Genomic DNA, 24,358 nt, shown 5'->3' on the forward strand with positions numbered 1-24,358 from the left:
CAAATTGCCATGACCATGGATATCCAGGTGGCGGAGGGCGACGTCGAACGCTTGTCCCTTCGCGAGTACACCGAGAAGGCGTACCTCGACTATTCGATGTACGTCATCCTCGACCGGGCCTTGCCGCACATCGGCGACGGCATGAAGCCGGTCCAGCGGCGCATCGTCTATGCCATGCGCGAGCTGGCGCTCTCTGCCAGCGCCAAGTACAAGAAGTCGGCGCGCACCGTCGGCGACGTGCTGGGCAAGTTCCACCCCCACGGCGACAGCGCCTGCTACGAGGCCATGGTGTTGATGGCCCAGCCGTTCAGCTACCGCTATCCGCTGGTGGACGGCCAGGGCAACTGGGGTAGCCCCGACGACCCCAAGTCCTTCGCCGCCATGCGCTATACCGAGGCGCGGCTGTCCAAGTTCGCCGAGGTGCTGCTCAGTGAGCTCGGCCAGGGCACCGTGGACTGGACCCCCAACTTCGACGGCACCATGCAGGAGCCGGTGGTGCTGCCCGCTCGGCTGCCCCATGTGCTGCTCAACGGCGGCACCGGCATCGCCGTGGGCATGGCTACCGACATACCACCGCACAACGTGGGCGAGGTGGTCGAGGCCACCTGCCACCTGCTGCGCCATCCCGAGGCCACCACCACCGACCTGATGGGTTACCTGCCGGGGCCGGACTTTCCCACCGAGGCCGAGATCATTACCCCGCGGGCCGAGCTGCGCAAGGTCTACGAGGCCGGCCGCGGCTCGGTGAAGATGCGCGCCCGCTACACCCGGGAGGAGGGCAACGTGGTGATCACCGCGCTGCCCTACCAGGTGAGCGGCGCCAAGGTGCTCGAGCAGATCGCCGGCCAGATGCAGGCCAAGAAGCTGCCCATGGTCGCCGACCTGCGTGACGAGTCGACCCACGAGGAGCCGACTCGGCTGGTGATCGAGCCGCGCTCCAACCGGGTCGACATCGAGGCGCTGATGGCGCACCTGTTCGCCACCACCGACCTCGAGAAGAATGCCCGCATCAACATGAACGTGATCGGCCTGGACGGCCGGCCGCGGGTGCTGCCGCTGCCCGAGTTGCTCGGCGAGTGGCTGCGTTTCCGGCGCAGCACCGTGCGCCGGCGCCTGGAGCATCGCCTGGGCAAGGTCCAGGATCGCCTGCACATCCTCGAGGGCCTGCTCGCCGCCTACCTCAACATCGACGAGGTGATCCGCATCATCCGCGAGGAGGACGAGTCCAAGGCCGCGCTGATCGAGGCCTTCGGCCTCAGCGAGCGCCAGGCCGAAGCGATCCTCGAGCTGCGCCTGCGCCACCTGGCCAAGCTCGAGGAGATGAAGATCCGCGGCGAGCAGGACGACCTCGAGGCCGAGCGGGCGCGCCTGGAGGAGCTGCTCGGCTCCGAGGCCAAGCTCACCGACCTGATCGAGGAGGAGCTGCGCGCCGCCGCTCAGGACTACGGCGACCCGCGCCGCTCGCCGCTGGTCGAGCGCGAGGAGGCGAAGGCGCTCTCCGAGGTCGAGCTCGTCGGCGCCGACCCGGTCACCGTGGTGCTCTCCGAGAAGGGCTGGATCCGCAGCGCCAAGGGCCACGAGATCGACCCGGTGGGGCTGTCCTACAAGGCCGGCGACCGCTTCCATCTCGCCGCCCGTGGCAAGACCAACCAGCCGCTGGTGCTGCTCGACGACACCGGGCGCGCCTATACCCTGGCCGCCCACAACCTGCCCAGCGCCCGGAGCCAGGGCGAGCCGGTCACCGGGCGGGTCAACGTGGCGGCCGGCGCGCACATGGCCGGGGTCCTGCTCGCCCCGCCGACCACCCGCTACCTGCTGGCCTCCGACGGGGGCTACGGCTTCGTCGCCCGCCTCGAGGCCCTGACCGGCAAGAACAAGTCGGGCAAGGCGGTGCTGTCGGTGCCCAAGGGCTGCAGCGTGGTGCCGCCGCTGGTCGTCCCCGAGGGCGAGGGCGTGAGCGTGGCGGCGGTGTCCAACGAGGGCCGCCTGCTGGTCTTCCCGCTGGACCAGCTGCCGGAACTCGCCAAGGGCAAGGGCAACAAGATGCTCGACATCCCCGGGGCCCGGGCCGCCCGTCGCGAGGAGTTCCTGCGCGACCTGGCGCTGCTGGCCCCCGGCCAGGCACTGGTGGTGCACGCCGGCAAACGCAAGCTGACGCTGAAGGCTGCCGATCTCGACTACTATCGGGGGGAGCGCGGTCGCCGCGGCAGCAAGCTGCCCCGTGGCCTGCAGAAGGTCGATCGCCTGGAGACGGAAGACTGACATGACACGACGACACCTGATTCGCGCCACCGGACCGGCCAGGCCCGGCCAGCTCTCCGGCCTGGGCCGCGCCCTGGCGGTCAGCGGGGCGCGCCTGCTGGACATCAACCAGAGCGTGACCTTTGGCATCCTCTCCCTGGAGGCCCTGGTGGGGCTCGAGCGCGAGGCCGACCTCGAGGGAGCGCTGGCCGCCGCCGGGGACAGCCTCGGCCTGGACGTCCAGGCGATCCAGGTCAGCGCCGAGGACTACCACCGCTGGAGCGTGCAGGCCAGCCAACCGCGCCTGATCCTGACCCTGCTGGCGCCGCATCTGCCGGCCGGAATCCTCGCCGAGGTGGGAGCCCTGACCGCCGAGCAGAATCTGACCGTGGAACTGATCCACCGCCTCTCCGGCCGCGAGCCCCTGGACGGCGGGGTGCCCGAGCACGGTGCCTGCGTCGAGTGCTGGCTGCGCGGCGAGGACATCGACCTCGAGACCCTGCGCGAGAAGGCCCTGGCGCTGGGCGCGGCCCACGGTGTCGACATCGCCCTGCAGGAGGATTCTATCTGGCGCCGCCACCGCCGCCTGGTGTGCTTCGATATGGACTCGACGCTGATCCAGGCCGAGGTCATCGACGAGCTGGCACGCCGCCACGGGGTCTACGACGAGGTGGCCGAGGTCACCGAACGGGCCATGCGCGGCGAGCTGGACTTCCAGCAGAGCTTCCGCGAGCGCATGAGCAAGCTGCGCGGCCTCGAGGAGTCGGTGCTCGCCGAGATCGCCGAGGAGCTGCCGCTGATGGATGGCCTGGAGCGGCTGATGCACCACCTCAAGCGCCTGGGCTACCGCACCGCCATCCTCTCCGGCGGCTTCACCTACTTCGCCCGCCACCTCCAGGAGAGGCTCGGCTTCGACGAGGTCCACGCCAACGAGCTGGTGATCGAGGATGGCCGGGTGACCGGCGAGGTGAAAGAGCCGATCCTCGATGCCGACCGCAAGGCGCTGCTGCTGCGCGAGATCGCCGCGCGGGAGGGGCTGACCATGGAGCAGACCATCGCCGTGGGCGACGGGGCCAACGACCTCAAGATGCTGGCCGCGGCCGGCCTCGGCATCGCCTTCCGGGCCAAGCCGCTGGTCCGCCAGCAGGCCCGGCACTCGATCTCGACCCTGGGCCTGGATGCCGTGCTCTACCTGATCGGCTACCGGCACGGCGACCTGGAGGCGTCGTGAGGCGGATTTCGCTGGCACCGCGAGGCTTGCCGGGGTAGCGTCGGGGAGGCACACCAACAAGATCAAGGAATGCGCCATGACCCAGCCTCGCTATACCCCGGAAATGCTCGACGAGCTCAAGGTGCTCGGCCTGTTCAGTCCGGTCAACCACCAGGAGGGCATCAAGGTGCACTCCAGCGCCGAGCCGTCGATGATCGCCGCCACCCAGCGGCTGTATCGCAAGGGCCTGGTCACCCAGGCGGATGGTGGCTACCTGACCGCCCTGGGCCAGGAGGCGGCCGACCATGCCCGCGACCTGCTGACCCTGCTCGGCACGGCGGAGGTGACCACCTGAGGCGGCGCCGGCGGGCCGCCAGGGGCGCCTCGCCATCGTCCCTGGCGCGGCCGGTGAGGCCGGAAAGTTGACAAGCCGCGCCCGGCCTGATTTTCTAGGGGCATGAACATGACATCGTACACCCTCGTCCTCGACCTACGACTACTAGCCCGCCGCTGAGCGCGCCGGGCGATGCCGTCTGCATCGCCCATCTGTCACGGTCGAATCGAGGTTGTCACATGTCCACCACCCCCTACGCCATTGCCATGAACATCGTCGCCATTCCCGGGTCGCGTGCCGTCCGCCGTGCGGGCGCGATGCCGATGGACGATGCCGTACATCGCGACGACGCCCCGCCTGCCTCCCGGCAGGCGGGGCGTCGCCGTTTCTGACTGCCGCCGGAGAACGCCGCCATGATGCTCGACAACCCTTCCACCAAGTACCGCCCCTTCGTGGCCGTCGACCTGCCCGACCGGCAGTGGCCGAGCCGGCGCATCGAGGCGCCGCCCCAGTGGTGCGCCGTTGACCTGCGTGACGGCAACCAGGCGCTGATCGATCCGATGGACCTGGAGCGCAAGCAGCGCTTCTTCGACCTGCTGGTGAAGATCGGCTTCAAGCAGATCGAGGTGGGCTTCCCCTCGGCCTCCCAGACCGACTTCGACTTCGTGCGCGCGCTGATCGACAACGACAAGGTTCCCGACGACGTGCACATCCAGGTGCTGACCCAGGCGCGGCCGCACCTGATCGACCGCACCTTCGAGGCGCTCAAGGGGGTGAAGAACGCCATCGTCCACGTCTACAACGCCACCGACCCGGTGTTCCGCCGTGTGGTGTTCAATGTCAACCAGGCCGAGTGCATCCAGATCGCCGTGGACGCCACCACCCGAATCCGCGAGCACATGGTGGCGGCGCCGGAGACGCACTGGACCTTCCAGTACTCCCCGGAGCTGTTCTCCACCACCGAGATGGATTTCGCCGTGGAGATCGTCGATGCCGTGGAGGCGACCTACGGCGGCAGCGTCGACAAGCCGATGATCGTCAACCTGCCGGCCACCGTGGAGTGCGCCACCCCCAACAACTACGCCGACCAGGTGGAGTGGTTCTGCCGCCACGTCGCCCATCGCGACCACCTGATCGTCAGCGTGCATCCGCACAACGATCGTGGCACCGGCGTGGCCGCGGCCGAGCTGGCGGTGATGGCCGGTGCCGACCGGGTCGAGGGCTGCCTGTTCGGCAACGGCGAGCGCACCGGCAACGTCGACATCGTTACCCTGGCCATGAACCTCTACACCCAGGGTGTGCACCCGGGGCTGGACTTCTCCAACATCACGCCGATCATGCGCGAGGTGGAGTACTGCAACCAGCTGCCGGTGCACCCGCGACATCCCTATGTGGGCGACCTGGTGTTCACCGCCTTCTCCGGCTCCCACCAGGACGCCATCAAGAAGGGCATGGCGGCGCGCCGCGAGAATCCGGACGGTGTCTGGGAAGTGCCCTACCTGCCCATCGACCCGCTCGACGTGGGCCGCAGCTACGAGGCGGTGATCCGCGTCAACAGCCAGTCCGGCAAGGGCGGCATCTCCTACCTGCTGGAGCAGGAGCATGGCATCGAGCTGCCGCGCCGGCTGTCCATCGAATTCAGCCAGGTGGTCCAGGAGGTCGCCGACCGCCTGGGCAAGGAGATCACTTCCGAGATGATCTACCAGGCCTTCGTCGACGAGTACCTCGAGCAGCGCGAGCCCTTCGCCCTGATCAGCCATCGGATGTCTTCCGAGCCGGACAGCCCCACGGTGACCCTGGAGGCGACCATCGCGGAGCACGGCGCGCGGCGCACCATTCAGGGCCAGGGCAACGGGCCGCTGGCGGCCTTCATCAAGGCCCTGGCGGCCGAGGGCCATGATGTCGAGATCATCGACTACCACGAGCACTCCCGCGGCCAGGGCGCCGATGCCGAGGCCATCGCCTACGTGGAGGTGCGCGTTGGCGGCGAGGCGGTGTTCGGCGTGGGCACCGACGAGAGCATCACCAGCGCCTCCATCAAGGGTGTGATGAGTGCGATCAACCGCAAGCTCTCCACCGAGGCCCCGGCGGCCAACGTCACGGCCGAGACATTAGCTTGAAGTCATAAGCTGGAAGCTTGAAGAACTCCCGATAAACCCAGCCCCCATGCCGAGCAATCGACATGGGGGCTGGGCTTTCTTCCGGCTTGTTCCGGCTTGTTCCGGCTTACAGCGGTGTCTTGCTGGCCTCGCCGGGTATCTCCCGGACCAGGGTCGGCATCAGAAAGCCCGGCAGTTCCCGGCGCAGCGCTGCCACCAGGGCCCGGGCCTCGTCGTCGTCCACCTCGAAATGCGCGGCGCCGGCCACCGGGTCGAGCACGTGCAGGTAGTAGGGCAGCACGCCCGCCTCGAAGAGCCGTTCGGAGAGCGCGGCGAGGGTGTCGATGTCATCGTTGACACCGCGCAGCAGCACGCTCTGGTTGAGCAGGGTCACGCCGGCCTCGCGCAGGCGCCGGCAGGCCGCGATCACCGCCTCGTCGATCTCCTGGGCGTGGTTGATGTGCAGTACCATGACCGCCTGCAGGCGGGTGCCGCCGAGCCAGGCGAGCAGGGCCTCGTCGATGCGGTCGGGAATCACCACCGGCAGGCGGGTGTGGATGCGCAGGCGCTTGAGGTGGGGGATGGCCTCGAGGCGGGCCACCAGCCAGGCCAGCTGGCGGTCGCTGGCCGCCAGGGGATCGCCGCCCGAGAGGATGGCCTCGCGGATGGAGCCGTCGCCGCGCAGGTACTCCAGGGTCTCGTCCCACTGGGAGCGCGAGGGCGCGTTCTCCTCGTAGGGGAAGTGACGGCGGAAGCAGTAGCGGCAGTTCACCGCGCAGGCGGGGCTGGCGATCAGCAGTACCCGACCGGCGTACTTGTGGATCAGGCCGCGCTTCGGGGTGTGCTCGGCCTCCTCCAGGGGATCGGTCACGTAGCCGGGGGTCGGGCGGGCCTCCGCGTCGAGCGGCAGCACCTGGCGCAGCAGCGGGTCATGGGGGTCGCCGGGGCGGATGCGCGCCAGGTAGGCCTCGGGCACGCGCACCGCGAACAGCCCATGGCCGGTCTCGGCCCCGGGCCACCAGGCCGGCGCCAGTTCCAGTCGCCGGCACAGCTCCCGGGGGTCGCGCACGGCACCGCTGAGCTGCGTCTGCCAGTGGCCGCCGGCGGCCTCGGGTGCCTGACGCTGCAAAGGGACGGGGCTTCGGGTTATCATGCGACACACCAGTCAATATGGGCGAGGGCATGGCCCTCGACGACAATCATCTTGCATCGCGCGCCCTCGGCTTCGGCCGGCGGCGCGCTCGAATATGGGTAAAGCATCATGGCGAACTATTCTACCAACGAATTCAAGGGCGGTCTGAAGGTCATGCTGGATGGCGATCCCTGCGCCATCCTCGAGAACGACTACGTCAAGCCGGGCAAGGGCCAGGCCTTCAACCGGGTCAAGCTGCGCAACCTGATGACCGGCCGGGTCTGGGAGCGGACCTTCAAGTCCGGCGAATCCCTGGAGGGCGCCGACGTCCTCGAGCTGGAGATGGAGTATCTCTACAACGACGGCGAGATGTGGTACTTCATGCTCACCGACGGCTCCTTCGAGCAGTACCCGGTGGAGAAGAAGGCCCTGGGCGACACCGAGAAGTGGCTCAAGGAGCAGGTCGCCTACACCGTGACCCTGTGGAACGACAACGTCATCAACGTCACGCCGCCCAACTTCATCGAGCTCGAGGTCACCGAGACCGATCCGGGCCTCAAGGGGGACACCGCCCAGGGCGGCTCCAAGCCGGCGACCCTTTCCTCCGGCGCCGTGGTACGCGTGCCGCTGTTCATCAACGAGGGCGAAGTGCTGAAGGTGGATACGCGCACCGGCGAGTACGTGTCCCGCGCCTGATGCCTGGCCCTTCCTGCGCTCGCTCATACGGCGTTGAGTCCTGGGACGGCTTGCTCATTCAGCGCTGCTAAACTCCGCTGCCTTACCCGGGAATCGCCTTGCGACCCACCGGGATGTGGGAAGTGCGAAGGCCCGTAGGGAAAGGGTCTAGCCCTGAGCATCGCTCGGTGAGGGCGCTATCTGGGCGACCTGCCTTGAAAGGCCACGCTGGTTTCTGGCGTGGCCTTCGTGATTCTGGAGGATCGATCGATGGTGGATTGGCAGCCCACGGCCGAGATCGCGACCCTGCGCGAGCGGGCGCGGCTGATCGCCGAGGTGCGGGCCTTCTTCGCCGAGCTCGGCGTGTGGGAGGTGGAGACGCCGGCGCTCGGCCATGGCGGCAGCACCGACCTGCACCTGGCCTCGCTGGCCTGCGAGGCCACCACGCCGTCGGGCCGCGAGCGGCTCTGGCTGCAGACCTCGCCGGAGTTCCACATGAAGCGCCTGCTGGCCGCCGGCAGCGGTGCCATCTTCCAGCTGGCGCGCAGCTTCCGCGACGGCGAGGTGGGGCGCCGGCACAATCTCGAGTTCACCATGCTGGAATGGTACCGCCCGGGGCTGGACCTGGAAGGCCTGATCGAGGAGACCGCGGTCCTGATCCGCCGCCTGCTGCCGGAAGACCCCGGCCCGACGCGCCGCCGCCGCTATCGCGAGCTGTTCCGCGAGACCCTGGCCCTTGATCCCTTCAGCGAGCCTCTGATCTCCCTGCGCCGGCTGGCCGCCGAGAAGGGCGGGCTGGAGATGGCGGAGGCGTCCCGGGACGACTGCCTGGACCTGCTGATGAGTCTGGTCATCGAGCCGGCCCTCGGCCGTGACGGGATCGACGTGGTGGTGGACTACCCGGCCAGCCAGGCGGCCCTGGCCCGACGCCACCGAGACGCCGAGGACGGCGCCTGGGTGGCGTCGCGCTTCGAGGTCTACCGGGACGGTCTGGAGCTGGCCAACGGCTACGACGAGCTCACCGATGGCAACGAGCAGCGCGCCCGCTTCGCGGAGGACAACGCTGCCCGCCGCGCCCAGGGACTGCCCGAGGTGGACATCGACCAGCGTCTGCTGGGCGCACTCGATGCCGGCATGCCGGCGGGCAGCGGGGTGGCCCTGGGCCTCGACCGGCTGCTCCAGCTGGCGCTGGGCAAGGCCAGCGTGGCCGAGGTGATGGCCTTTGCCACCCCAATAGCCTAGGAACTCCTGTCCCGGCAGCGGCCGAGAGGAGTGCCGGAACGCTTATCCCTTGGCCGAATCGCGACAGGCAGTCTGTGCCCATTCCCGCGGCGCCGCGGTCAGGACGGGCTCGCCACTTCTTCCTGGCGAGGCTTGGCACCCAGCGTCTCGTCGAAGACGCCCAGCCGCTGTCCCATGCGCACCTTGCCTTCGAGCGGGAGGTGATCGAAGGCGACCGGCTCGGCGAAGGCCATCACCACGGTGGAGCCGAGCTTGAAGCGGCCCATCTCCTCGCCCTTCTCGAGGCGCACCGGGGTGTCGAAGCGAATGCGCTGCACCCCGCCACGGGGGAGCGGCGTGATCTGGCCGGCCCATACTGTCTCGATGGCGGCGACGATCATGGCGCCGACCAGCACCAGGGCCATGGGGCCGTGTGCGGTGTCGAAGTGGCAGACCAGCCGCTCGTTGCGGGCGAAGAGGTTGGGCACGTGATGGGTGGTGGCGGCGTTGACCGAGAACAGCCGCCCCGGCACGTAGACCATTTCCCGTAGCGTGCCCGACACCGGCATATGCACCCGATGGTAGTCGCTGGGCGAGAGGTAGACGGTGGCGAAGCTGCCGTCGTGGAAGCGGGCGGCGGCCTCCAGGTCGCCGCCCAGCAGGTCGGCGGCGGTGAAGTCATGACCCTTGGCCTGGATCAGCCGGCCGTGGCCGATCTCGCCGAACTGCGAGAGCGTGCCATCGGCGGGGGAAATCAGTCCCTCGCCGATGGGTCGGGCGCCGTCCTTCAGCGGCCGGGTGAAGAAGGCGTTGAAGCTCGGGTACGTGCGGGGATCGGGCGCGTGGGCTTCGCCCATGTCGACCTTGAACTGGCGGATAAAGGCGCGGATAGCAAGGTCCTTGAACCAGGCCACTCGGCAGTCGGCGAGGTGCCCCACCAGGCGGGAGAGCAAATGCTGGGGCAGCGGGTACTGGATCAGGGCAAACAACTTGGCTGGGGTCACGAAGGAGGCGTTCCGGTCAGTTACATGAGTTGTAAGAGGGAAGAAGGAAGAGGGAAGACAGCTTATGCGGCTTGCTTCCCTCTTCAAGGCGCGAAGCGCCGGTCTTCCTTCTTCAAGCGGCGCAGCCGCGTCTTCCAGCTTATTTTTCGATGGGGGTATCGTCGCGGTTGCCCCATTCCTGCCAGGAGCCGGCATAGCCACGCATCTTCTCGAAGCCCAGCGCCTTGCCCACCAGCCAGGTGAAGCCGCTGCGGTGGTGGCTCTGGCAGTGGGTGACCACTTCCATGTCCGGTGTCAGGCCCAGGGCCTCGAGTTCGGTGATCAGCTCGGCATAGTCGCGCAGGCGCAGGTCGCGGTCCTTGTCCATGGCGTCGGTCCAGTCGAGGTTGACCGCCCCGGGGATATGGCCAAGGCGCCGGTTGTCACCCTTCTCGCCGTCGTATTCGGCCCGGGAGCGGGCATCCCAGACGGCGAAGCCCTTCGCGCCCAGGCGCTCCTGGAGCTCGACCCGGTCGATGGCCACCTCGGGGTGGAGAATCTCGGCCTCGTAGTCGCTGGGCGTCGGCGTGGTGGGCTCGGTGGACAGTGGCAGGCCGGCGCCGCGCCAGGCGTGGAGGCCGCCGTTCAGGTAGGAGTAGCGGGTATGGCCGATCAGCTCCAGCGTCCACAGCAGCCGGCCGGCCCAGCCGCCGCCCTCGTCGTCGTAGGCCACCACATGGGTGTCCCGGGTCAGGCCCAGCGACGAGAACAGCCGCGACAGCGCGGCCACGTCGGGCACCTCGTTGGGCACCTCGCCCTCGCCGCGCAGCAGGCGCTTGAAGTCCAGGTAGACGGCACCCGGCACATGGCCCTGGTCATGGCTCTCGGATCTCAGCGGCACGTCGATGACCAGCAGGGAAGGGGCATCCAGGTGCTCGGCGAGCTGCGCGGGCTCGACGATCAGCGGCAGCAGGTTGGCTTCGGAACTCATGGCGCTCTCCTCGCTCGGGGTATTTCGTCTTTATCTCAAGTCTCGTCGAGACTGTCGACGATGCGTCGATAACTGGCGAAGCGATCGGCATGGATCGTGCCCTCGTCCACGGCCTCGATCAGCGCGCAGCCCGGCTCCTGGCGGTGGCGGCAGTCGCGGAAGCGGCAGCGACCCAGCAGCTCGCGGAACTCGACGAAGCCCTCCGCCACCTGGCCCTCGTCCAGGTGGGTCAGGCCGAACTCGCGGATCCCCGGGGAGTCGATCAGCTCGCCGCCGCTCGGCATGCGGTAGAGCCTGGCGGTGGTAGTGGTGTGGCGGCCCTTGCGCGAGTCCTCGGACAGCGCCCCGATGCGCAGCTCCGCATCCGGCAGCAGGCGGTCGATGAGCGAGGACTTGCCCACCCCGCTCTGGCCGACGAACACCGAGGTGCGCCCGGCGAGGCGCGCATGCAGGGCATCGAGGCCATCCGCCCGGGCGGTGGTGGTGGTCACCACCGGATAGCCCAGGGCCTCGTAGCGGGCCAGCAGCCCGCGCAGGGTGCCGCCTTCCGGCGGCAGCAGGTCGACCTTGTTGAGCACCAGCACCGGGGCGATCCCGGTGGCCTCGGCGGCCACCAGGTAGCGATCGATCAGGTTGGCGTGGGGTTCGGGCTCCACGGCGAAGACCACCAGGATCTGGTCGATGTTCGCGGCCACCGGCTTGAGCTGGCCTCGGGCGTCGGGCCGCTCCAGCACGTTGTCGCGCCCCCCGCGGGCCACCACCACGCCGCTGCCGTCCTGGCCGGCCCGCCAGATCACCCGGTCGCCGGTGACCAGCCCCTCCAGGTTGGCGCGCAGGTGGCAGCGCACCGGCTCCCCGCCGCCGGCAGGGGCCACCTCCAGGGTACGCCCGAAGTGGGCAGTCACCCGGCCCTGCTGCTCGGGACCGTATTCCCCGGCGGCGAGCTTCTCGGTGTCCTGGTCGCCACGCTTCTCGGCGCGCCTGGCCCGTTCGGCCTGGATCTTCTCGATGCGCCAGCGCTGCTGGCGGCTCAACTTGCGTTTGCTCATGATGGCCCGAAGGTCGGTACAATGGCGGCATTGTACTCATCAACGGGCCCGGCTGTCGTCAGCCGGGTGCCCTGCAAGGAAGGCCCCATGTCCGCGACACAAGACCCTCAGGAACCGCGCGCTCAACGCCTGGTATGGATCGACCTGGAAATGACCGGGCTCGACCCCAGCCGCGAGCGCATCATCGAGGTGGCCACCCTGGTCACCGACGCCGACCTCAATGTCGTTGCCGAGGGCCCGGTGCTTGCCGTGCACCAGGCCGACAGCCTGCTCGAGGCCATGGACGACTGGAACCAGAAGACCCACGGCGCCTCGGGGCTGGTCAAGCGGGTCAAGGAGAGCCGCATCGACACCGCCGAGGCCGAGCGCCAGACGCTCGCCTTCCTGCGAGCGCACGTCGCGCCCGGCACTTCACCCATGTGCGGCAACAGCGTGCACCAGGACCGTCGCTTCCTCGAACGGGAGATGCCCGAGCTGCTGGCCTTCTTCCACTATCGCAACCTCGACGTGTCCACCCTCAAGGAACTGGCCAAGCGCTGGAACCCCGGGGCCCTGGTCGGCTTCAGCAAGCGCAACGTCCACCTGGCCATGGACGACATCAAGGAGTCCATCGCCGAGCTGGCCCATTACCGCCGGACCTTCCTGCGCCTCGAGGACGACGAGCGCGACGAGGAGGAATAAGCCCGGCTGCGCCGGACGCAAGCTTGAAGAGCGGCACTTCGCGCCTGGAAGCTTGAAGCCGGAAGATACCCTTTGATGCCTGTGGTGGAGGATCGAGGCTGCCTTCCAGCTTCCAGCTTCCAGCTTCCAGCTTCCAGCTTCCAGCTTCCAGCTTACGCCTTACGGCTTACGGCTATGAGTTGCTGCCGTTTCTCGTGCTGGCGGTCGAGCGCCCAGCGCACATGCTCGCGGACCAGGTCCGAGGGGTAGGGCAGGCGGGCCCTGAGGACGGCCTCCACCGCCTCGCTCCAGGGGGCGTTGCCGAGTCCCACGGCCAGGTTGCGCAGCCAGCGCTCATAGCCGATCCGCCGGATGGGGCTGCCGGCGGTCTTGTCCAGGAACTCTGCCTCGCTCCAGGCGAACAGCGTGGTGAGGTCGGCCCGGTCCAGGGCGTGGCGAGGGGAGAAGTCGTCCTCCCGGGTGGTCCGGGTGAAGCGGGTGAAGGGGCAGACCAGCTGGCAGTCGTCGCAGCCGAAGACCCGGTTGCCCATGGCGGCGCGGAACTCCTCGGGGATGGGGCCGTGCAGCTCGATGGTGTGGTAAGAGATGCAGCGCCGCGCGTCGACGACCTTGTCCTCGACGATGGCATCGGTGGGGCAGGCGCTGCGGCAGGCGCTGCAGCGGCCGCAGTGCTCGGCCTCGAAGGGCGCGTCCACCGGCAACGGCAGGTCGGTGTAGAGTTCGCCGAGAAAGAACAGCGAGCCGGCGCGGGGATTGAGCAGCATGGCGTTCTTGCCGACCCAGCCCAGGCCGGCCTTGCGCGCCAGGGCGCGCTCCATCACCGGGGCGGAGTCGACGAAGGCCCGGTAGCCGAAGGCCCCCACCGTGTCTTCGATCCGCTTGGCGAGGTGGGCCAGGCGCTTGCGCATCAGCTTGTGATAATCGCGTCCCACCGCGTAGCGCGACACATAGGCCTTGTCGGGGCGAGCGAGCATCCGGGTCGTTTCCACCTCGGCGGGGAGATAGTCGAGGCGCACGCTGATCACTCGCACCGTGCCCGGCACCAGTTCCTCGGGGCGGGTGCGCCTGGTGCCGTGCTTGGCCATGAAGCCCATCTCGCCGTGGTGGCCGGCGTCGAGCCAGCGCTGCAGGCGGGCCTCGTCCTCGGCGAGGTCGACATCGGTGATGCCTACCTGCTGGAAGCCGAGCTCGCGGCCCCAGGTCTTGATCAGCTCGGCGAGGCGATCCAGGTCGGGCGCGTCGCCGGCGGGAGACGGCTGGGTCATGATCGAGAAAACACCATGCAGGAAAGCGCCGCGACGCTTGGCGCCGGGCGGGGGAAACGACACACTCATGGTAAAGCATCGCGTTCAGGGGAGACAGCGCATGGCAGGGCAGTCGCAGGACCGACACCTTGAGGGGCGTCCGCTCTACCGGGCCGAGCAGGTCCGCGAGCTGGACCGGCGCACCATCGCGACCGGCATCGAGGGCTTCGCCCTGATGCAGCGAGCCGCCGCCGCGGCCTGGCAGGCCTTTCGCGAGACCTGGCCCGAGGCGCGCTCGCTCAGCGTGCTGTGTGGCGGGGGGAACAACGGGGGCGACGGCCATGTGCTGGCGGCCCTGGCCGCCGCCGCGGGCCTCGAGGTCCAGCACGTGGTCGTGAAGCCCGTGGCAGAGCTCGCAGGGGATGCCCGCCGGGCCGCCGACATGGCCGGCGCCGCCGGCGTCGGTCTCGAGCCCTGGCAGCCGGGCCTGGCGCTCAACGGCGAGGTGGTGGTGGATGCGCTGCTCGGCACCGGGCTTGCCGGCGAGGTGCGCGGCGAGCTGCGCGATGCCATCGCTGCCGTCAACGCCGCGGGCCGTCCCGTGCTGGCCATCGACATTCCCTCCGGGCTGCACGCCGACACCGGGGCCGAACTTGGCGTGGCCGTGCGGGCGAATCGAACGGTCACCTTTATCGGCGACAAGCTGGGGCTGCACACCGGCCGCGCCCCGGCGCTGACCGGCGAGGTGAGCTTCCGCGCCCTCGACGCTCCCCGGGAAGTGGCGGCGGACATGACGCCGGCGGCCCACCTGCTCGACCGCGCGATGATCGCCTCGGCGCTGCCGCCGCGCGCCCGCGACGCTCACAAGGGCGCGGCGGGCCATGCCCTGGTGCTGGGCGGTGCCCCGGGCTTCGGTGGGGCGGCCCTGCTGGCCGCCGAACATGCCGCGCGTTTGGGGGCCGGCAAGGTGAGCCTGGCCACGGCGCCGGAGCACGTCATCGCCAGCCTGGTGCGCCGGCCCGAGGTGATGGTGCACGGCGTGCGCGGAGCCGCGGATCTCGGCGAACTGCCTGGCCAGGCCGACGTGCTGGTGGTGGGGCCCGGCCTCGGCCAGGGCAGCTGGGGGCAGGCCATGCTCCAGGCGGCGCTCGCCGCCGCCCGCCCGCTGGTGGTGGATGCCGATGGCCTCAACCTGCTGGCGTCGCGCTTCACCGGGCAGCAGCGCGACGACTGGATCCTCACCCCGCACCCTGGCGAGGCCGGGCGCCTGCTGGGCATCGAACCCGCCGAGGTGGAGGCCGACCGGCCGGCGGCGGTGCTCGCCCTGCAGCGTCGCTTTGGTGGCGTGGTGATCCTCAAGGGGGCCGGCAGCCTGGTGGCGGGCCCGGCCGGCCTGGCGGTCTGTCCCTACGGCAACCCCGGCATGGCCAGCGGCGGCATGGGCGATGCGCTCTCCGGCATCCTGGGCGCGCTGCTGGCCCAGGGGCTGGCAACGGAGCGCGCCGCCCGACTCGGGGTGGTGGTCCATGCCCTGGCCGCCGACATGGCGGCCGGCGAGGGGGGAGAGCGTGGCTTGCTGGCCGGCGATCTGGCATCCTGTGCGCGAATTCTGGTCAACCCGACGATGGGCGAGGACGATGCAGCTGCGACTCGATGACGAAGCCCGCCAGGTGGCCTTCGGCGAAGCCCTGGGGCGGGCCCTGGAGGGGCGAGGTCGCTTGCACCTCGACGGCGAGCTGGGGGCAGGCAAGACGACCCTCACTCGCGGCATCCTGCGCGCCTATGGCCATCGCGGTGCGGTGAAGAGCCCCACCTACACCCTGGTGGAGCCCTATGAGCTGGAAGCCGCCCGGGTCAATCACTTCGATCTCTATCGCCTGGGGGATCCCGAGGAGCTGGAGTTCATCGGCGGGCGCGACCTGCTGGCCGAGGACGCTCTGTGCGTGATCGAGTGGCCGGCCCGGGGTGAGGGCTGGCTGCCCACGCCGGACCTGGTGGTCCACCTGGAGGTGGCCAGCCATGGCCGTCGAGCCCTGATCACCGCCCACAGCGACCACGGTCGTCGGGTGCTGGCACGCCTGGCCGCCGACCCGGCACTGGCGGATGGCTGTCTTGCCAGGGAGGGTGACGACGCCTCATGAGGAAGGGAGTCCTGCGATCCCGGCTGCTCGGCTGGCTCTGGCCGCTGGCACTGCTTGCCCCGGGCGCGGCCGAGGCGGCCAGCGTCGACAACCTGCGCCTGTGGGCGGCGCCGGACCATGCCCGCCTGGTCTTCGATCTCTCCGCTCCGGCCGAGGCGAAGGTCTTTTCCCTGGACGATCCGCGGCGGCTGGTCATCGACCTGCGCGACAGTCGGCTCAACGCCGATCTTGCCCGGCTCGACCTCGAGGGCAGCGCCATCCGAGAGGTGCGCAGCGGCATCCGCGACGGCGATGACCTGCGGGTGGTGCTGGAGCTGTCCCGGGCGATCGAGCCTCGCCATTTCGCCCTGGCCCCCAACGAGCAGTACGGCCATCGCCTCGTCGTGGACCTCGAGTATCCCGGCGAGAGCGCCGTGGAAGACCCCATCGATCCGATCGAGTCGATGATCCGCGAGCAGGAGATCGCCGCCGACCGAGCCCAGGCCGAGGCCGTGGCGGAGGGCCGCGATCCGGCCACGGTGGCGCCGGTCATGGAGCCCGCCCAGCCGCACCCCAAGCGGGACATCATCGTCGCGGTGGACGCCGGGCATGGCGGCGAGGACCCGGGGGCCATCGGACCCAGCGGGACACGCGAGAAGGACGTGGTGCTGGAGATGGCCAACCGGCTGGCACGGCTGATCGATGCGACCGAGGGCTTCAAGGCGGTGATGATCCGCGACGGCGACTACTATATCGGGTTGCGTCAGCGGACCCGTATCGCCCGGGAGCAGAAGGCCGACTTCTTCGTCTCGATCCATGCCGACGCCTTCAACAGCCCGCGGCCCCACGGCAGCTCCGTCTATGCGCTCTCCCAGCGCGGCGCCACCTCGGAGACCGCCCAGTGGCTGGCCGCCACCGAGAATCGCGCGGATCTGATCGGCGGGGTGGACGGCAGCCTCTCCCTGGACGACAAGGACGAAGTGCTGCGCGGCGTGCTGCTGGACCTGACCATGACCGCCACCCTCAACGACTCCCTGACCATCGGTGGCCAGGTGCTGGACCGGCTGGGGCGGGTCAACGACCTGCACAAGTCCCGGGTCGAGCAGGCCGGTTTCATGGTGCTCAAGTCGCCGGACATCCCCTCGCTGCTGGTGGAGACCGGCTTCATTTCCAATCCCGACGAGGAGAGCCGCCTGCGCGACGGCGGCTACCAGCAGCGCATGGTCGAGGCGATCTTTGGCGGCATCCGCGCCCACTTCCATCGTAACCCGCCCCCGGCCAGCCTGCTGGCCTGGCAGCGCGACCAGGGCCGCGACACCGTCGGCAACGAGTATCGCATCCAGCCCGGGGATACCCTCTCCGAGATCGCCGCGCGCCATGGCGTGCCGGTAGCCCAGCTGCGCCAGGCCAACGAGCTCGACGGCGACGTCATCCGGGTTGGCCAGGTGCTGCGCATTCCCCGTTCGTGAGTGACGACGATCCATGACCGATACCCGACGCATCCAGATCCTCGATCCCCGCCTCGCCAACCAGATCGCCGCCGGCGAGGTGGTCGAGCGCCCGTCCTCGGTGGTCAAGGAACTGATCGAGAACGCCATCGACGCCGGCAGCCGGCGCATCGAGGTGGAGCTCGAGGCCGGCGGCGCACGACTGATCCGGGTCCGCGACGACGGCAGCGGCATCGGCGAGGATGACCTGCCACTGGCGCTGTCGCGGCATGCCACCAGCAAGATCGCCTCCCTCGATGACCTCGAGGGGGTGGCCAGCCTGGGCTTTCGTGGCGAGGCCCTGGCCTCGATCAGCTCGGTCTCGCGGCTGGAGCTGATGTCCAACGTCGAGGAGGATCCCACCAGTGGCTGGCGGGTGGTAGTCGAAGGGCGCCGCATGGAGCCCCGGGTCTCGCCCTCACCGCATCCCCGAGGGACCTCGGTGACGGTGCGCGATCTGTTCTTCAATACCCCGGCGCGGCGCAAGTTTCTGCGCACCGAGAAGACCGAGTTCGGCCATGTCGAGGAGGCCTTTCGTCGTCAGGCGCTGTCGCGGCTGGATATCGGCTGGGTGTTGCGCCACAACCAGAAGACCGTCCATCAGCTGCGCCCCGGAGATGACCTGGTCGGCCATGAGCGGCGTCTCCAGGCGCTGCTTGGCAAGGCCTTCCTGGAGAATGCCCTGCACCTCGACCTGGAGGTCGGCGGGTTGCGCCTGTGGGGCTGGGTGGGGCTGCCCACCCACTCGCGGGCCCAGGCCGACCAGCAGTACTTCTTCGTTAATGGCCGGGTGGTCCGCGACCGGCTGGTCGCCCATGCCATCCGCCAGGCCTATCGGGACGTGCTGTTCCACGGCCGGCATCCGGTCTTCGTGCTCTACCTCGAGGTCGACCCCACGGTGGTGGACGTCAACGTCCATCCCACCAAGCACGAGGTGCGCTTCCGGGACGGGCGCATGGTCCATGACTTCCTGTTCTCCAGCCTGCACCGGGCGCTGGGCGAGGCCCGCCCCGGCGACGACCACGAGGAGGGCGGCGCAGGCCCGGTCGAGGCACCCCAGGATGCCGAGCCGGCGATGCCGGCGGGGGGAGATCAGCGCGTGGCGGAGGCCGCCGGGCGCTGGCAGCAGCAGCCCATGGCCCTGCCGGGCCGCGAGGAAGGACCGGAACGGCCGACCGCCGATCGGGTACGCGCCTTCATGGAGGGCTACCGGGCCCTGCACCCTAACCACGAAGACAGCCTGCTGACGCCCCAGCCGGCCGCCCCCGGGGCCGGCGGGGCTGCCGCCGACGTGGCCCTGGCCGAGCGCGAGGCTCAGGCCGTGCGGCCGCGCCCGGCGATGCCCGCGGCGGACGACACCCGGGCCCCGCCGCTGGGCTATGCCGTGGCCCAGCTCCATGGCATCTACATCCTCGCCCAGACCGAGCGGGGCCTGGTGGTGGTGGACATGCACGCCGCCCACGAGCGCATCGTCTACGAGCGCATGAAGACCCAGGTCCATGGCGGGGCGCTGGAGGCCCAGCCGCTGCTGGTGCCGGTGTCGCTGGCCGCCAGCGCCGCCGAGGTGGCCACCGCCGAGGCCGAGCGCGGGGCCTTCTCGCGCCTCGGGGTGGAGCTCGACGTGGCGGGCCCCGAGACCCTGCTGGTGCGCCAGGTGCCGGCCCTGCTGGTCGACGCCGACGTGGAGCCCTTGATCCGCGACATGCTCGGCGACCTGGAGCGCTACGGCCGCTCCGATCGGCTCGAGGCCCATATCAACGAACTGCTGGCCACCATGGCCTGCCACGGCAGCGTGCGCGCCAACCGCCAGCTGACTCTGGAGGAAATGAACGCCCTGCTGCGCGACATGGAACGCACCGAGCGCAGCGGCCAGTGCAACCACGGCCGGCCCACCTGGACCGAGATGAGCATGAAGGAGCTGGACCGCCTGTTCCTGCGCGGCCAATGAGCGACGATGAGTGACACCCGCCCCCCCGCCATCTTCCTGATGGGCCCCACCGCCGCCGGCAAGACCGACCTCGCCATCGTCCTCCACGAACGGCTGGGACATGAGCTGATCAGTGTCGACTCGGCGATGGTCTACCGCGGCATGAACATCGGCAGCGCCAAGCCCGACACCTCCGAGCTGGCCCGGGCCCCGCATCGGCTGATCGACATCCGCGACCCGGCCGATGCCTACTCGGCGGCGGAGTTTCGCGAGGATGCGTACCGCGAGATGTCGGCCATCAGCGCTGCCGGGCGGGTGCCACTGCTGGTGGGGGGGACCATGATGTACTTCCAGCGGCTCCGGGAGGGGGTGGCCAACCTGCCTCCGGCGGATCCGGCGGTACGCGCCGAGCTGGCTCGCGACGCCGAACGCCTTGGCCTGGCCGGTCTCCACGCGGAACTGGCTCGGGTTGACCCCGCGGCCGCGGCGCGCATCCACCCCCATGATCCCCAGCGCCTGATGCGGGCCCTCGAGGTCTACCGGGTCTGTGGCCGGTCGCTCACCGCACTCTGGGAGGAGCAGCGCCCGGAAACCTTTCCCTGGCGCACGCTGTCGATAGGTCTTGCCCCTGCCGATCGAGGCGTGCTGCACGAGCGTATCGAGCGGCGCTTCGATGCCATGCTCGAGGCGGGTTTCCTGGACGAGCTGGCGGGACTGCGCGCTCGAGGTGACCTGCACCCGCAGCTGCCCTCGATGAAGAGCGTGGGCTATCGTCAGGGGTGGGAGTACCTGGATGGCCACGTCGATCGGGAGACGTTTCGCCACCGGGGCATCGTCGCCACCCGCCAGCTGGCCAAGCGACAGCTCACCTGGATGCGGCGCTGGCCGGGACTGCAGTGGGTCGACACCCTGGGCGACGATCCCCTCGGCGAGGTCCTGAAACTGGTGCGCGAATTCGGTAGTTAGCGTAAGATGAGCGTTTCGAGTGGCCGTTTGAACAGGCCCGATGGTTAACCCGTGTCGTCCCTGCCCGGGGCGAGCACTGCAAACCCTATCCACCCAAGAGACAATTCAGGGAGAGCAACATGTCCAAAGGGCAGTCCCTTCAAGATCCGTACCTGAACATCCTGCGCAAGGAGCGCATTCCGGTATCGATCTTCCTGGTCAACGGCATCAAGCTGCAGGGGCAGATCGAGTCCTTCGACCAGTTCGTCATCCTGCTGCGTAACACCGTCAGTCAGATGGTCTACAAGCATGCCATCTCCACGGTCGTGCCGTCGCGCAACGTGCGCCTGCCGGCCCCTGACGCCCCTGCGCCGTCGGACAGCAACGCGTGAGGTATTGATTGTTTTTTGAACGACCCGACGCCGGCGAGACGGCGGTGCTCGTCCATGTCGATTTCCAGGACGAGCAGGAGCGCGAAGACCCCGGCGAGTTCCTGGAACTCGTGCGCTCGGCCGGCGCGGAGCCGGCCACTCTGCTCAGTGGCAGCCGTGGTCGGCCTGACCCGCGGTCCTTCATCGGCTCCGGCAAGGTCGAGGAGCTGCGCGAGGCCCTGGCGGTCCATGACGCCGAACTGGTGATCTTCAACCACGCCCTGAGCCCTTCCCAGGAACGCAACCTCGAGCAGGCGCTCAAGTGCCGCGTGCTCGACCGCACCGGCCTGATCCTCGATATCTTCGCCCAGCGAGCGAGGACCCACGAGGGCAAGCTGCAGGTGGAGCTGGCCCAGCTGGAGTACATGTCGACCCGACTGGTACGTGGCTGGACCCACCTGGAGCGGCAGAAGGGTGGCATCGGCCTGCGCGGGCCGGGGGAGACCCAGCTCGAGACCGACCGCCGGTTGCTGCGCGGGCGCATCAAGGCGATCCACAAGCGCCTCGACAAGGTGCGCAGCCAGCGCAGTCAGAACCGTCGGGCGCGTTCCCGGGCCGAGATTCCCAGCGTGTCCCTGGTCGGCTACACCAACGCCGGCAAGTCGACGCTTTTCAACGCTCTGACCGCCTCGCGGGTCTATGCGGCCGACCAGCTCTTCGCTACCCTCGACCCCACGCTGCGGCGCCTGGAGGTCGAGGATGTGGGGCCGGTGGTGCTGGCCGATACCGTGGGCTTCATCCGGCACCTGCCTCACAAGCTGGTGGAGGCCTTCCAGGCCACCCTGCAGGAGGCCGCCGAGGCCAGCCTGCTGGTCCATGTGATCGATGCGGCCGACCCGGACCGCGAGCTCAATGTCGATCAGGTGGAGGGGGTGCTGGACGAGATCGGCGCCCTGGACGTGCCGACGCTCAAGGTGATGAACAAGATCGACCTGCTCGACAGCGCCCCGCGCATTGAGCGCGACGGCGAGGGACGCCCCGAGGTGGTGTGGCTCTCCGCCCAGCAGAACCGGGGGCTCGAGCTGCTCGAGCAGGCGCTCTCCGAGTGCCTGGCCGACGACATCATCGATTTCGACGTCACCCTGGCTCCGGAGCAGGGCAAGCTGCGGGCCGGGCTGCACGAACTGGGCGCGGTACGCGAGGAACGCTTCGACGACCAGGGCCGCACCCTGCTGGAGGTCCGCCTGCCGCGGCGTGACTTCCTGCAGCTGATGGCACGCCTCGGCGAGCGTGCCGACGACTACCTGCCCGAGGAACTGCAGGATCGTCCCGTGTGGGAACAATGAGTCGCCTTCGGGCGCCGGCAGTGGCCGGCGCCACAAGGATCGCAACCGATGCCCACCGCCCGGCGACGCGGCACGGTGGAACGCAACGCAGAGTGGAGACGACGTATGGCCTGGAATGAGCCCGGTGGCGGCAACCAGCACGACCCCTGGAGCGGGGGAGGGCGCCGTGGCGGCAACGGCGGTGGAGGCAAGGGCGGTGGCAACCAGGGCCCTCCCGACCTCGACGAGGCCCTGAAGAAGTTTCAGGACAAGCTCAACAACATGCTGGGCGGTCGCGGCAAGCGCGGCGGCAGTGGCGGCTCGGGCGGCGGCAAGCCGCGCAACGCCTTTGCCCTGCCGGGGCTGCTGCTGATCGTGGCGCTCGCCATCTGGGCGGCTTCCGGCTTCTACCTGGTCGACCAGTCCGAGCGTGGCGTGGTGCTGCGTTTCGGCAAGTTCCAGGAAGTGGTCACGCCCGGCCTGCAATGGAACCCGCCGCTGATCGATGACGTGCGCATGGTCAACGTGACCCGGGTGCGCTCGATCACCCAGACCCAGTCGATGCTGACCCAGGACGAGAATATCGTCTCCGTGGAGATGTCGGTGCAGTACCAGGTTGCCGATCCCCGTGGCTACGTGCTCAACGTGCGCAACCCCGAACTCTCCCTCGAGAACGCCCTGGACTCCGCCCTGCGTCACGTGGTCGGCGGCACCGACATGATCGACATCCTGACATCGGGCCGCGAGATTCTCGGTACCGCGGTCTCCAGCCGCCTGCAATCCTACCTGGACAGCTACGGCACCGGCATCCTCATCCAGACCCTCAACGTCGAGTCCACCTCGCCGCCCGATGCGGTCCAGGATGCCTTCGATGACGTCATCCGCGCCCGCGAGGATCGCCAGCGCACCATCAACCAGGCCATGGCCTATGCCAATGCCGTGATCCCGGCCGCCCAGGGCCAGGCCCAGCGCATCGTCGAGCAGGGTCAGGGCTACCGCGAGTCCGTGGTCGCCGAGGCCCGCGGTCAGGCCAACCGCTTCAATGCGCTGCTGACCCAGTACCAGAACGCGCCGGGAATCATGCGCGAGCGCCTCTACCTCGACACCATTTCCGAGGTCTACGGCGAGACATCCAAGGTCATGGTGGACGTTGCCGAGGAGAGCCCGTTGATGGTGCTGCCGATGGACCGCCTGCGCACCGGCACCGCCGGGGCCGCCGGCAGCCAGGACGACATCGACGAGGAGGCGCTGGATCCCCAGCTCCTCGAGCGCCTGCGTGCCACCCAGTCTTCCGGTGACAGCAGCAACCGCAACTCCAGCAGCAACGGAATCCGCAGGGAGGGCCGTTAATGATGATCAACAACCGATCCCTGCTCATCGTGGGCGGCCTGGCCGCCGTGGCCTGGCTGGCCAGCAATAGCCTCTACGTGATCGACGAGACCGAGCGGGCGGTCAAGCTGCGCTTCGGCGAGGTGATCGAGGAGAACATCCAGCCCGGGCTGCACTTCAAGATCCCGATCACCCAGACGATCCGCAAGTTCGACACTCGGGTGCTGACCCTGGACACCGATGCCAGCCGCTACCTGACCCTCGAGCAGAAGGCGGTGATCGTCGACTCCTACGTCAAGTGGCAGGTGATCAACCCGACCCGCTACTACGAGGCCACGGCCGGTGACGAGATGCAGGCGGTGCGCCTGATCCAGCCGCGTGTCGACGAGAGTCTGCGTAACGAGTTCGGTCGCCTGAACCTGCAGCAGATCATCTCCGAGAAGCGCGACGAGCTGATGACCGGCCCCACCCAGGATCTCGATGAGCTGATGCGCGAGGAACTCGGCGTGGCGATCCTCGACATCCGCGTCAAGCGCATCGACCTGCCCGAGGACGTTTCCTCGGCGGTCTATGATCGCATGCGCTCCGAGCGCGAGCGGGAGGCCCGCGAGTGGCGTGCCCAGGGCCAGGAAGAGTCCGAGCGCATCCGCGCCAACGCCGACCGTCGTCGTCAGGTGCTGCTGGCCCAGGCCAATGAGCGCTCCCAGACGCTGCGCGGCGAGGGCGATGCCGAGGCGGCGGCCATCTTCTCCGATGCCTACGGCAAGGACGAGGAGTTCTTCTCCTTCTGGCGCAGCCTCGAGGGCTACCGGTCGAGCTTCCGGGGCGATGGCAACATGCTGGTGCTGGATCCCTCCAGCGACTTCTTCCAGTACCTCAAGAGCCCCACGCCCCAGTCCGGGCAGTGACGGCCATGAGGGGCGGCCCGCGCCGCCCCTCATGGGGTTCATCCCGCCCCCAAACGTGATAGACTCCTGTAACCGGGCGTGGCCCG

Annotated in this window: 22 protein-coding genes; 17 read left to right on the forward strand and 5 right to left on the reverse strand. The window is 69.1% G+C overall.

What is annotated here, in order from left to right; all coding sequences use genetic code 11:
* The first annotated feature begins 9 nt into the window (after window positions 1-9).
* The 5 genes from parC (at window position 10) to leuA (ending at window position 5,905) form a co-directional block, all read left to right on the forward strand.
* Window positions 10-2,262, forward strand: coding sequence for a DNA topoisomerase IV subunit A (gene parC, locus EKG36_RS15145; RefSeq protein ID WP_126485577.1), 2,253 nt, complete (start codon window positions 10-12; stop codon window positions 2,260-2,262).
* A 1-nt stretch (window position 2,263) separates the two neighbouring features.
* Complete coding sequence (gene serB, locus EKG36_RS15150; protein WP_126485579.1) at window positions 2,264-3,472, forward strand: phosphoserine phosphatase SerB; 1,209 nt, start codon at window positions 2,264-2,266, stop codon at window positions 3,470-3,472.
* Between the two features lie 76 nt (window positions 3,473-3,548).
* Window positions 3,549-3,806 (forward strand): TIGR02647 family protein, encoded by a 258-nt coding sequence (locus tag EKG36_RS15155; RefSeq protein WP_126485581.1) that lies wholly within the window; start codon window positions 3,549-3,551, stop codon window positions 3,804-3,806.
* Between the two features lie 218 nt (window positions 3,807-4,024).
* On the forward strand, window positions 4,025-4,177 hold the full coding sequence (locus tag EKG36_RS20495) for a hypothetical protein (protein ID WP_185827570.1): 153 nt from the start codon (window positions 4,025-4,027) through the stop codon (window positions 4,175-4,177).
* Window positions 4,178-4,198: 21 nt separating this feature from the next.
* Window positions 4,199-5,905, forward strand: coding sequence for a 2-isopropylmalate synthase (leuA, locus tag EKG36_RS15160; protein ID WP_126485583.1), 1,707 nt, complete (start codon window positions 4,199-4,201; stop codon window positions 5,903-5,905).
* A gap of 106 nt (window positions 5,906-6,011) precedes the next feature.
* On the opposite strand, the gene epmB is transcribed toward leuA, so the two are convergent.
* Window positions 6,012-7,037, reverse strand: coding sequence for an EF-P beta-lysylation protein EpmB (gene epmB / locus EKG36_RS15165; protein WP_126485585.1), 1,026 nt, complete (start codon window positions 7,035-7,037; stop codon window positions 6,012-6,014).
* Window positions 7,038-7,145: 108 nt separating this feature from the next.
* Here epmB and efp point away from each other — a divergent pair, with 108 nt between their 5' ends.
* The gene (gene efp, locus EKG36_RS15170; RefSeq protein ID WP_126485587.1) at window positions 7,146-7,712 is read left to right on the forward strand and encodes an elongation factor P; all 567 of its coding nucleotides are present in this window, start codon (window positions 7,146-7,148) and stop codon (window positions 7,710-7,712) included.
* Window positions 7,713-7,961: 249 nt separating this feature from the next.
* Window positions 7,962-8,933, forward strand: a complete 972-nt coding sequence (gene epmA / locus EKG36_RS15175) for an EF-P lysine aminoacylase EpmA (RefSeq protein ID WP_126485589.1) — start codon at window positions 7,962-7,964, stop codon at window positions 8,931-8,933.
* Window positions 8,934-9,031: 98 nt separating this feature from the next.
* On the opposite strand, the gene asd is transcribed toward epmA, so the two are convergent.
* The 3 genes from asd to rsgA all read right to left on the reverse strand — a co-directional run bounded on the left by asd (window position 9,032) and on the right by rsgA (window position 11,935).
* Window positions 9,032-9,916 (reverse strand): archaetidylserine decarboxylase, encoded by an 885-nt coding sequence (asd, locus tag EKG36_RS15180; protein WP_126485591.1) that lies wholly within the window; start codon window positions 9,914-9,916, stop codon window positions 9,032-9,034.
* A gap of 139 nt (window positions 9,917-10,055) precedes the next feature.
* A complete protein-coding gene (locus EKG36_RS15185) occupies window positions 10,056-10,886 on the reverse strand; it encodes a sulfurtransferase (RefSeq protein WP_126485593.1) in 831 nt (276 codons plus the stop codon).
* Window positions 10,887-10,921: 35 nt separating this feature from the next.
* Window positions 10,922-11,935, reverse strand: a complete 1,014-nt coding sequence (gene rsgA, locus EKG36_RS15190; protein WP_126485595.1) for a small ribosomal subunit biogenesis GTPase RsgA — start codon at window positions 11,933-11,935, stop codon at window positions 10,922-10,924.
* Between the two features lie 87 nt (window positions 11,936-12,022).
* On the opposite strand from rsgA, the gene orn reads away from it, so the two are divergent.
* A complete protein-coding gene (gene orn, locus EKG36_RS15195) occupies window positions 12,023-12,616 on the forward strand; it encodes an oligoribonuclease (protein ID WP_126485597.1) in 594 nt (197 codons plus the stop codon).
* Window positions 12,617-12,768: 152 nt separating this feature from the next.
* Here the strand turns inward: orn and queG are convergent, their stop codons facing one another.
* Window positions 12,769-13,881 carry a tRNA epoxyqueuosine(34) reductase QueG gene (gene queG / locus EKG36_RS15200; RefSeq protein WP_126485727.1) on the reverse strand — a complete coding sequence of 371 codons (1,113 nt, stop codon included), beginning with the start codon at window positions 13,879-13,881 and terminating at the stop codon, window positions 12,769-12,771.
* A 100-nt stretch (window positions 13,882-13,981) separates the two neighbouring features.
* Here queG and EKG36_RS15205 point away from each other — a divergent pair, with 100 nt between their 5' ends.
* The 9 genes from EKG36_RS15205 (at window position 13,982) to hflC (ending at window position 24,272) form a co-directional block, all read left to right on the forward strand.
* Window positions 13,982-15,517: an NAD(P)H-hydrate dehydratase gene (locus EKG36_RS15205; RefSeq protein WP_126485599.1), complete on the forward strand. Its 1,536-nt coding sequence runs from the start codon at window positions 13,982-13,984 to the stop codon at window positions 15,515-15,517.
* Complete coding sequence (gene tsaE / locus EKG36_RS15210; protein WP_126485601.1) at window positions 15,498-16,001, forward strand: tRNA (adenosine(37)-N6)-threonylcarbamoyltransferase complex ATPase subunit type 1 TsaE; 504 nt, start codon at window positions 15,498-15,500, stop codon at window positions 15,999-16,001. The genes EKG36_RS15205 and tsaE overlap by 20 nt, the downstream gene beginning before the upstream one ends.
* Window positions 15,998-17,449, forward strand: a complete 1,452-nt coding sequence (locus EKG36_RS15215) for an N-acetylmuramoyl-L-alanine amidase (RefSeq protein ID WP_126485603.1) — start codon at window positions 15,998-16,000, stop codon at window positions 17,447-17,449. The genes tsaE and EKG36_RS15215 overlap by 4 nt, the downstream gene beginning before the upstream one ends.
* A 13-nt stretch (window positions 17,450-17,462) precedes the next feature.
* Window positions 17,463-19,415 (forward strand): DNA mismatch repair endonuclease MutL, encoded by a 1,953-nt coding sequence (gene mutL / locus EKG36_RS15220; RefSeq protein WP_126485605.1) that lies wholly within the window; start codon window positions 17,463-17,465, stop codon window positions 19,413-19,415.
* A 6-nt stretch (window positions 19,416-19,421) separates the two neighbouring features.
* Window positions 19,422-20,360: a tRNA (adenosine(37)-N6)-dimethylallyltransferase MiaA gene (miaA, locus tag EKG36_RS15225; protein ID WP_126485608.1), complete on the forward strand. Its 939-nt coding sequence runs from the start codon at window positions 19,422-19,424 to the stop codon at window positions 20,358-20,360.
* Between the two features lie 119 nt (window positions 20,361-20,479).
* Window positions 20,480-20,731, forward strand: a complete 252-nt coding sequence (gene hfq / locus EKG36_RS15230) for an RNA chaperone Hfq (protein ID WP_126485610.1) — start codon at window positions 20,480-20,482, stop codon at window positions 20,729-20,731.
* An 8-nt stretch (window positions 20,732-20,739) separates the two neighbouring features.
* A complete protein-coding gene (gene hflX / locus EKG36_RS15235; RefSeq protein ID WP_126485612.1) occupies window positions 20,740-22,056 on the forward strand; it encodes a ribosome rescue GTPase HflX in 1,317 nt (438 codons plus the stop codon).
* A gap of 105 nt (window positions 22,057-22,161) precedes the next feature.
* Window positions 22,162-23,385 (forward strand): FtsH protease activity modulator HflK, encoded by a 1,224-nt coding sequence (hflK, locus tag EKG36_RS15240; RefSeq protein WP_126485614.1) that lies wholly within the window; start codon window positions 22,162-22,164, stop codon window positions 23,383-23,385.
* A gap of 2 nt (window positions 23,386-23,387) precedes the next feature.
* On the forward strand, window positions 23,388-24,272 hold the full coding sequence (hflC, locus tag EKG36_RS15245; protein ID WP_126485730.1) for a protease modulator HflC: 885 nt from the start codon (window positions 23,388-23,390) through the stop codon (window positions 24,270-24,272).
* The last annotated feature ends 86 nt before the right edge of the window (window positions 24,273-24,358 follow it).

Origin of the sequence: Halomonas nitroreducens (genome assembly GCF_003966155.1) — a bacterium.
Taxonomy (GTDB): Bacteria; Pseudomonadota; Gammaproteobacteria; order Pseudomonadales; family Halomonadaceae; genus Halomonas; species Halomonas nitroreducens.